Source organism: Cytobacillus sp. Bac17 (genome assembly GCF_024519925.1).
GTDB lineage: Bacteria > Bacillota > Bacilli > Bacillales > Cytobacillaceae > Cytobacillus > Cytobacillus pseudoceanisediminis.
This window is the reverse complement of the sequence record NZ_JALJRC010000099.1, coordinates 1-451: the sequence shown is the minus strand read 5'-3', so window position 1 is coordinate 451 and position 451 is coordinate 1. Positions and strand designations below refer to the sequence as shown.

Genomic DNA, 451 nt, shown 5'->3' with positions numbered 1-451 from the left:
GCGCCGAAAATGTACCGGGGCTAAACGTATCACCGAAGCTGTGGATTGACATCTTCCGATGTCAGTGGTAGGAGAGCGTTCTAAGGGCGTTGAAGCGGGATCGCAAGGACCCGTGGAGCGCTTAGAAGTGAGAATGCCGGTATGAGTAGCGAAAGATGGGTGAGAATCCCATCCACCGAATGCCTAAGGTTTCCTGAGGAAGGCTCGTCCGCTCAGGGTTAGTCGGGACCTAAGCCGAGGCTGAAAAGCGTAGGCGATGGACAACAGGTTGATATTCCTGTACCACCTCTTTACCGTTTGAGCAATGGGGGGACGCAGGAGGATAGGGTAAGCACGCTGCTGGATTAGCGTGTCCAAGCAGTTAGGCCGGTAACGAGGCAAATCCCGTTACCACATAGGCTGAGCTGTGACGGCGAGGGAAATTTAGTACCGAAGTTCCTGATTCCACACT

The 451-nt window shown here is 53.9% G+C and carries 1 rRNA gene; it reads left to right on the top strand.

The window, feature by feature from the left end:
* Positions 1-451 (top strand): 23S ribosomal RNA (locus NR125_RS29345); the annotation flags it as partial.